General features: G+C 72.4%; 4 protein-coding genes. 1 reads left to right on the forward strand and 3 read right to left on the reverse strand.

All coding sequences use genetic code 11. The features are described from left to right. Positions 1-36: 36 nt before the first annotated feature. Entirely contained in the window at positions 37-3,048 is a 3,012-nt protein-coding gene (locus FV223_RS15955) for a PAS domain S-box protein (protein WP_147727957.1), read from the reverse strand. A 488-nt stretch (positions 3,049-3,536) separates the two neighbouring features. On the opposite strand from FV223_RS15955, the gene FV223_RS15960 reads away from it, so the two are divergent. Beyond that, positions 3,537-4,628 (forward strand): catalase family protein, encoded by a 1,092-nt coding sequence (locus tag FV223_RS15960; RefSeq protein WP_147727958.1) that lies wholly within the window; start codon positions 3,537-3,539, stop codon positions 4,626-4,628. A 48-nt stretch (positions 4,629-4,676) separates the two neighbouring features. Here the strand turns inward: FV223_RS15960 and FV223_RS15965 are convergent, their stop codons facing one another. Together FV223_RS15965 and FV223_RS15970 are read right to left on the reverse strand one after the other, a co-directional pair. Beyond that, positions 4,677-5,810, reverse strand: coding sequence for a GGDEF domain-containing protein (locus FV223_RS15965; protein ID WP_147727959.1), 1,134 nt, complete (start codon positions 5,808-5,810; stop codon positions 4,677-4,679). A 172-nt stretch (positions 5,811-5,982) separates the two neighbouring features. Next, a partial coding sequence (locus FV223_RS15970) for an SNF2-related protein (protein ID WP_147727960.1) occupies positions 5,983-7,341 on the reverse strand: 1,359 nt, incomplete at its 5' end.

A 7,341-nucleotide genomic window follows, 5' to 3' on the forward strand; every position in this document is an offset into this window, starting at 1 on the left:
GGCGCGATGCACGCGCGGGCCGCACCCGCCCGCACCTCAGGCCGCGGCGGCATCGGGGATCTCCTGCATCGACGCGAGGGGGGCCTCCAGCCGGCAGACGAGGCCCGTCGGCGCGTAGGTGAGCGTGACCTCTCCGCCGACCTCGGCGGCGAAGCTGCGCTCGATCAGGCGCGATCCGAAGCCGCGGCGCGCCGGCTGGACCAGGATCGGCGGGCCGCCCTGCTCGGACCAGACTAGGGAGAACCGCGGGGCGTCGCCGGCATGGGCCACGTGCCAGCGCAGGTCGACGACGCCCGCGTCGTTCGCGAGCGCGCCGTACTTGGCGGCGTTGGTGGCGAGCTCGTGCAGGGACAGGGCGAGCGACAGGGCGGGCTTGGCCGCCAGGAGCACGTTGGGCCCGCTGGTGCGCAGGCGCGTGGCCATCGCCCCGAGATGCACGCTCAGAGCCCCGTCCACGACGTCCCCGATCGGGGCGGCCGTCCAGCTCGCGGCGGTCAGGATGTCGTGCGCGCGGCCGAGCGAGATCAGCCGGGCGGCGAACGCCTCCCGCATCTCGTTGACGTCGGTCGAGCCGCGCAGGGTCTGGCTGGCGATGGCCTGCACCAGGGCGAGGGTGTTCTTGACCCGGTGCTGCAGCTCGCCGGTCAGCAGGCGCTGGTGCTCCTCGGCCTTCCGGCGCTCGGAGATGTCGAGCATGGCGCCGATCATCCGAACCGCCCGGCCGGTCGCGTCGCGGATGACGTAACCCCGGTCGAGGACGTAGGCGTAGGAGCCGTCCGCGCGCAGGAAGCGATACTCGTCGGTCCAGGCCGTGCCGGTGCCGTCGATGATCGCGTGGATGGCGGCGTCGACGCGGCCGCGGTCCTCGGGATGGATCTGCCCAATCCACCAATCCCCCGTCGGGTCGACGGCGTCCGGGGCGTGGCCGTAGGCGGCCTGGAGCGCCTCGTTCCACAGCACGTGATTGCTGGCGAGGTCCCAATCCCAGATCGCGTCGTTGGTGGCGCGCGATGCCAGCCGATAGCGCTCCTCGGTCTCGCGCAGGACCTGCTCGGCCCGCCGGGCGACGGTGATGTCGCGCGCCGTCCCGATGAGCCGCAGCGGCCGCCCGTCCTCGAACAGGGTCTGCCCCTTGGCGGACACCCAGCGCTCGATGCCGTCCTCCGGCGCCACGGTGCGGTAGGTGATGTCGTAGGTCCCGTCGCCCGCCGGATCGATCGCGGCGCCGACCGCCGCGTCCGCCGCGGCGCGGTCGTCCGGGTGCAGGCGGGCGAGGTACACGTCGAGGTTCACCGCGGCATCGGGGCCGAGGCCGAAGAAGGAGCGCGTGCGGGCATCCCACTTCAGGACGTCGGCGACGAGGTCGTAGTCGAAGATCCCGGTTCCCGTCGCCTCGACGGCGAGGCGCAGCTGCTCGCGCGCGCGGCGCAGGTCCTCCTCCACCTGGCGGCGGTCGTGGATGTCGCTGGTGCTGCCGAGCCAGCCCACGACCGATCCGGCGCCGTCCCGCATCGGCTCGGCCCGGATCAGGAACCAGCGATAGGCGCCGTCGGCCCGACGCAGCCGCGCCTCCGTGTCGTAGACGGTCTCGCGGGTGCGCGCCGCCTCCCACGTCTCCAACAGCCCCGGCCGGTCGTCGGGATGGATCGCTTCGGCCCAGCCGAGCGGCAGCGCGTGCTCCGCCGTCTGCCCGGTATAGGCGTACCAGCGCTCGTTCAGGTAGCTGAGGCTGCCGTCGGGATTGCCGAACCAGATCACGGTCGGCGCGAGCTGGGTCAGGGTCTGGAAGCGCGCCTCGGCGACCTTGCGCTCGTGGATGTCGAGCGAGGTGCCGATCCAGCTGCGCACGGTCCCGTCCGCATCGCGGATTGGGCGTGCGCGGGACAGGAACCAGCGGTACATCCCGTCGGCCCGCCGCAGCAGGAACTCCACCTCGTAGTCCCGGCCGTCGCGGGAGGCGGCGAGCCAGGCGCGACGGGTCGCGTCGCGGTGGTCGGGATGGATCACGCCCATCCAGCTCGTCTCCCCGGTCTCGTTCGCGGGCAGTCCGGTATAGGCGTACCAGTAGGCGTTGCAGTAGGTGACGTTGCCGTCGATGTCGCCGAACCAGACCACCTGAGGGCTGACCTCGACGAGGGAGCGGTAGCGCAGCTCGCTCGCCTCCAGCGCCGCACCGGCGTCGCGTTCCCGGGTCCGGTCGCGCAGGATCTTGAGGAAGCCGACGGTTCGCCCGTCGTCCGACCGGAGGGGCATCATCTTGCCCGAGGCCCAGAACCGGCTGCCGTCCTTGCGCACGTGCCAGCGCTCGTTGGGCGCGCTGCCGTTCTTTTCCGCGAGCCGCATCTCGATCTCCGGCCGCCCGCTCGCGCGATCGTCCGGCGTGAAGAACGCGTCCACCGCCCGGCCCAGCATCTCGGCTTGGGTCCAGCCGAGGGTGCGCTCGGCGCCCGTGTTCCAGCGGGTCACGCGGCCCGCCGCGTCGGTCGCGACGATGGCGTAGTCCGTGGCGCCGTCGACGATGCGCTCGTGCAGGAGGCGCTGCTCCTCCTGCGCCCGCAGCGACCGGCGCAGCTCCATCTGCGCCATGGTCTGGCGCGCGAGGCGGGCGAGGCCCTTGCGCTGGCGCTCGGTCAGCTGGTGCGGCTTGGTATCGAGGACGCAGACCGTGCCGATGGGATGGCCGTCGGCGGTCTTGAGCAGGGCGCCGGCGTAGAAGCGCAGGCCCGGGTCCCCGACGACGAGCGGGTTGTCCTCGAAGCGCGGGTCGTGGCGCGCGTCGGGGACGTAGAGGAAGTCCTCCTGCAGGATCGCCTGCCGGCAGAACGAGCTCTCCAGCGGCGTCTCGCGGACGCCGAGCCCGACCTCGGCTTTGAAGAACTGGCGCCCGTCGCCGATCAGGTTGACGACCCCGATCGGCACCTCGCACAGCTCGGCGGCCGCTTCCGCGATCTCGTCGAAATCCTGCTCGCGCGGCGTATCGAGCATGCGATAGCGATCGAGGGCGCCGAGACGCGCGGCCTCCGTCTCGCGGGCGGGGGGACGATTCATGTCACCGATTTTATCTGGAACGGTCTGGTCGGTCTCTCAGAGTCGGTGCGCGACGGCGGAAATATGACCGCTCGCCTGTCGTTCCGACCGGTGGGCGATCGTCGAGCGCCGCCGCTCGACGCTTCGAACTCGCACGCCCGCTCGGCCGCGTCGCACGGTCTTTTCGGTACAATCCGCCCCGAAAGCCGACGCGCCGGTCGGGGGGGGGGGGGCGCCCACCCGACCCGAGACGGCCCGGCGTCTCGATACGGGACAGCCGGGCATGGTCCGATCCTACGCGCGCTTAAATCCGATCGCGGTATCCCGCATCCGGGCCGCGTCGCGTTTCGGCCCAGGCTGGTGAGATCCGGGGTTCCCCCGCCCCGTGAGCGGATCGGGGCGGGGCCGAACCGAGGGCGGCCGGCGTTCCAAGGCCGAGGCGGCCCAGTCGAGGACGCGGCATCTCGCCCGGTCGGGCAACTTCCGCGAGTCGCCCCACGTTTGAGGGCATGACCCAGCAACCTCCGCTTCGGTTCGACCCCTCCTTCGAGACCGTCCCGGCGGACGAGGACGAGATCCAGCGGGGCCTGACCGAGGCCATGCTCTCGATCCAGCGGAAGACGCATGCCGACACCGGCTACGCCCACCGAGCCGTCCACGCCAAGGCACACGGCTACTTGAAGGCACGATTCGAGGTCCTTCCCGGCCTTCCGCCGGCCCTCGCCCAGGGCCTGTTCGCGGCGCCGGCCAGCTACGAGGCCATCCTGCGGTTCAGCACCACGCCGGGCGACATCCTGGACGACCGGGTCTCCACCCCGCGGGGGGCCGCCCTCAAGGTCCTGGGCGTTCCCGGCCCGCGCCTGCCGGGCAGCGAGGGCGAGACCACCCAGAACTACGTGCTCGGCAACTCGCCCGCGTTCCAGATCGGCACCGCCGAGGGCTTCCTGCGGCAGCTCAGGCCGCTGGCCGCGACCACCGGGCGTGCCGAGCCCCTCAAGCGGGCGGTGTCGGCCGTGACGCGCACCGCGGAGGCCGCGCTCGAGATGGTCGGGGGCAAGTCCGCCACGCTGACCACCCTGGCCGGCCAGGCGAAGACCCATCTTCTGGGCGACAGCTTCTTCTCCCAGGCCGCGCTCCTGCACGGCGCGTATTTCGGCAAGGTGGCGCTTTCGCCGGTCTCCTCCGACCTCGTCGCCCTGTCGGAGCGGCCCCTCGACCTCGCCGGCCGTCCCGACGGGATCCGCGAGGCCGTCCGGGACTTCTTCCGCACCTGCCCGGCCGTCTGGGAGCTGCGGGTGCAGCTGGCGACGGACATCGAGGCGATGCCGGTCGAGGACGCCGCGGCGATGTGGTCCGAGGACGAGAGCCCTTATCGCCCCGTCGCCCGCATCACCGCCGCGCCGCAGGACACGTGGTCGGACGCGATGCGCGCCGCCGTCGAGGACCGCCTGGCCTTCAATCCGTGGACCGGCCTGGCCGCGCACCGGCCGCTCGGCTCGATCATGCGAGCCCGGCGCCCGGCCTACGCCGCCGCCCGCGAATACCGGTCCCGCAACAACCGGGTCGAGATCGCCGAGCCGACGGCCTTTCCCGTCGCCTGAGGCCTCGTCCTCCGCCGGCCGGTCACGCCGGCGGCACGGAACGCCGGCTCAGGCGGCGAGCGCCCCGGGATGATCTGCCGCGATCCACCGCCCGCGCCCGCCGCCCTTGGCGGCATACAGCGCGCGGTCGGCCCGGTTCAGGACCTCCTGCGGATCGGCCCCGACCTCCGGCGCATGGGCGATGCCGACGGAGATCCCGATCTCCGCGCTGCCGCCGGACAGCCGGTAGGGGCGGCCGACCTCCGCGACGATCCGAGACGCCAGGGCGCGCGCCCGTTCGGGCGTCGCGTCGACCTCCAGCAGCACGGCGAATTCGTCGCCGCCGAGACGATAGGCGCTCGCCTGCCCTTCGATGGCCTGGCGAAGGCGGTCGGCGACCCGAGCCAAGAGCGTATCGCCGGCGGCGTGGCCCATCGTGTCGTTCACGGACTTGAAGCGATCGAGGTCGAGGTAGAGCACCGCGCAGGGCTCGCCCGTGCCGCCCGGCCGGCGGCAGGCGCGATCGAGCTGCGTGCCGAAGCTGGCGCGGTTCGGCAGGCCGGTCAGGCCGTCATGCGCCGCGGTCCAGGCGACGGCGCGCCGTGCCAGGATCTTGTCGATGACGGTGCCCTCCAGGTGCAGGCAGGCTTCGGCGTAGGCCACCAGCATCAGGATCAGGAACCAGCCTCCGAACCAGCAGCCGAATTCCGGCCGCCGGGTCAGGGCGACGATGCAGGCGATCAGCATGATGTAGGCGGTCGTCACCGGGATCCACGGGATCACGGAGGAGCGGGTCGCCGCGCCGACGCAGAAGCTGAGGATGATGCCGAAGAACAGGATGAAGAAGTCCAGGCGATCGATCGCTGCGGCGCGCGGCGCGAGCAGGGCGAGGCAGATCCCAATGCCGACCATCATCGCGCCGAAGGTCCGGCCGCAGGCCCGCGCGACGCGAAACGTCATGTCCTGCGTCCGCGTGCGCTTGAACCGCCGGATCGAGGCGACGCGGCAGAGGGTGGCGGCGGATGCGAGCGCGCCCAGCGCCGCCTCGACGAGGCCGCCGGTCGCGAGCGCGAAGGCGAGGCTGGCCGCCGACACGGTGATCGCGAGGATCGCCACCTGCGGCAGGGACGAGTACAGCAGGAAGACGAGCTCGGTCTGCACGTCGTCGGGCAGGTCCTGGCGGCTCGTGAGTCTGCGTGTCATGCCTTACTATCGCGGGCAAGGTCATTCGAAATGGTAGCCGCGATTTGACAGTCGCGAGGCGTCAAGCGAGCCTACAGAGGCCTGATTTGTCGGATGTGCGATAGATCAGGCGACCATCAAGCCGGCGCCGGACCGTGGGGCGCGTCGTCGTCGGCGGCGTCCCGGCGGTCCCTCAGGCGCCGGGGCCGTCGGCTGCCAGGCGGCGCGCGATCGCCTCGAACATCCCGGTATCCTCGCCCACCATGGCGCCCATCGCGGCCATGCGCTGGACCACGGTCGCGGTGATCTCCTCCTCGACCGTGCCCTCGGCATAGGCGTAGTGGATCGTCGCCGCCTGCCCGTCCCGGTGGCAGCGTCCCTCGATCTGAGCGAGCTGGATCGCGCTGTGGCGCATGTCGTGGATCACCAGGGCCCGCGTGCGCTCGCCGCCCGGCAGCTCGTCCTGATGGAGCGAGATCGACTCCGTCACCGTGAACACGACGACGTCGAGCCGACCGGTCTGGAAGGCCCGGCGCACCGCCTCGTTCGCCTCGGCATCCTGCCGCCCGTCGATGGTGCCGACCCGCCAGCCGCGCTGCTCCAGGGCCGCCTGCAGCGCCGCACCGGTCTCGAGGAACGCCACGGAGATCGCGACCTGCTCGCCCGCGCCGAGGAGAAGCTCGGCGAAGTCGCACGTTCCCGCCACGCGCAGCAGGCTCGCCTTCTGCCGGAAGCGCAGATCCGCCGCCCACCCGGCCGGGCGCCGGTGGCTGCCGCCGAGCAACCCGAATTCCTGGCGGAACGCGCGCCACGTCGCCTGGTACAGGCGGCGGGCCTCCGCCGTCAGGGCCGTCGGCGCCAGGGCGCGCTGAACCTCCGGCCAGCCGGCGATGTCGCCCGGGCGCCGCCGCAGCCCGATCGCGCGCGGGCCGGTGTAGAGCAGGTCGGCCATGACGGCGCAGTCGCGCGCATTGCTGGTCCACGACCAGTTCACCCAACGGCCCTTGGCCCGGCCGATCCCGAGGCGCTGCATCAGCGTCCGGAACTCGGCGAGGGTCGCGGTCGGCGCGTCGGCCGCCTCGCCGAGGAGGCGTCCGAGATAGGAGAGCTCGTGGGGCGCCTGCCCGGCCGTCGCGCTCACGTAGCCGGTGAACACCGCCGCGTCGGCCAGGTGGCGGCACACCAGGCTCTGCTGGCTGTGGGGATTGCGCAGCCGGTGGCTCTCGTCGAACACGACGAGGGGCCAGGTCCGGCGCAGGCTTCCGTTCTTGGCCAGCGCGTTGTTCCTGGCGCGCGCCGACCGGCGGGTGCTCGCGGGCGGCGGCGCCATCAGGGACTTGGTGCGCTCGTAGTTCACGAGGGTCACCGCCTTCTCCGGCAATCCCGAACCGGCGATCGTGCGACGCCACTGCGGCATCGCGCCCTTCGGGCAGACGATCAGCACCTCGCCCTCGGGCATCCGCGCGAGCGCGCTCCAGATCGAGAGCGTCTTGCCCAGGCCCGTCGCGTCGCCGAGCAGGAAGCCCGGACGGCCGGCGGCGCGCGCGGCCAG

Origin of the sequence: Methylobacterium sp. WL116 (genome assembly GCF_008039455.1) — a bacterium.
Lineage (GTDB): Bacteria > Pseudomonadota > Alphaproteobacteria > Rhizobiales > Beijerinckiaceae > Methylobacterium.

Coding starts and splice junctions, on each gene's coding strand:
- FV223_RS15965 (WP_147727959.1), bottom strand. CDS start 5,810: ATGACACGCAGACTCACGAGCCGCCAGGACCTGCCCGACGACGTGCAG.
- FV223_RS15955 (WP_147727957.1), bottom strand. CDS start 3,048: ATGAATCGTCCCCCCGCCCGCGAGACGGAGGCCGCGCGTCTCGGCGCC.
- FV223_RS15960 (WP_147727958.1), top strand. CDS start 3,537: ATGACCCAGCAACCTCCGCTTCGGTTCGACCCCTCCTTCGAGACCGTC.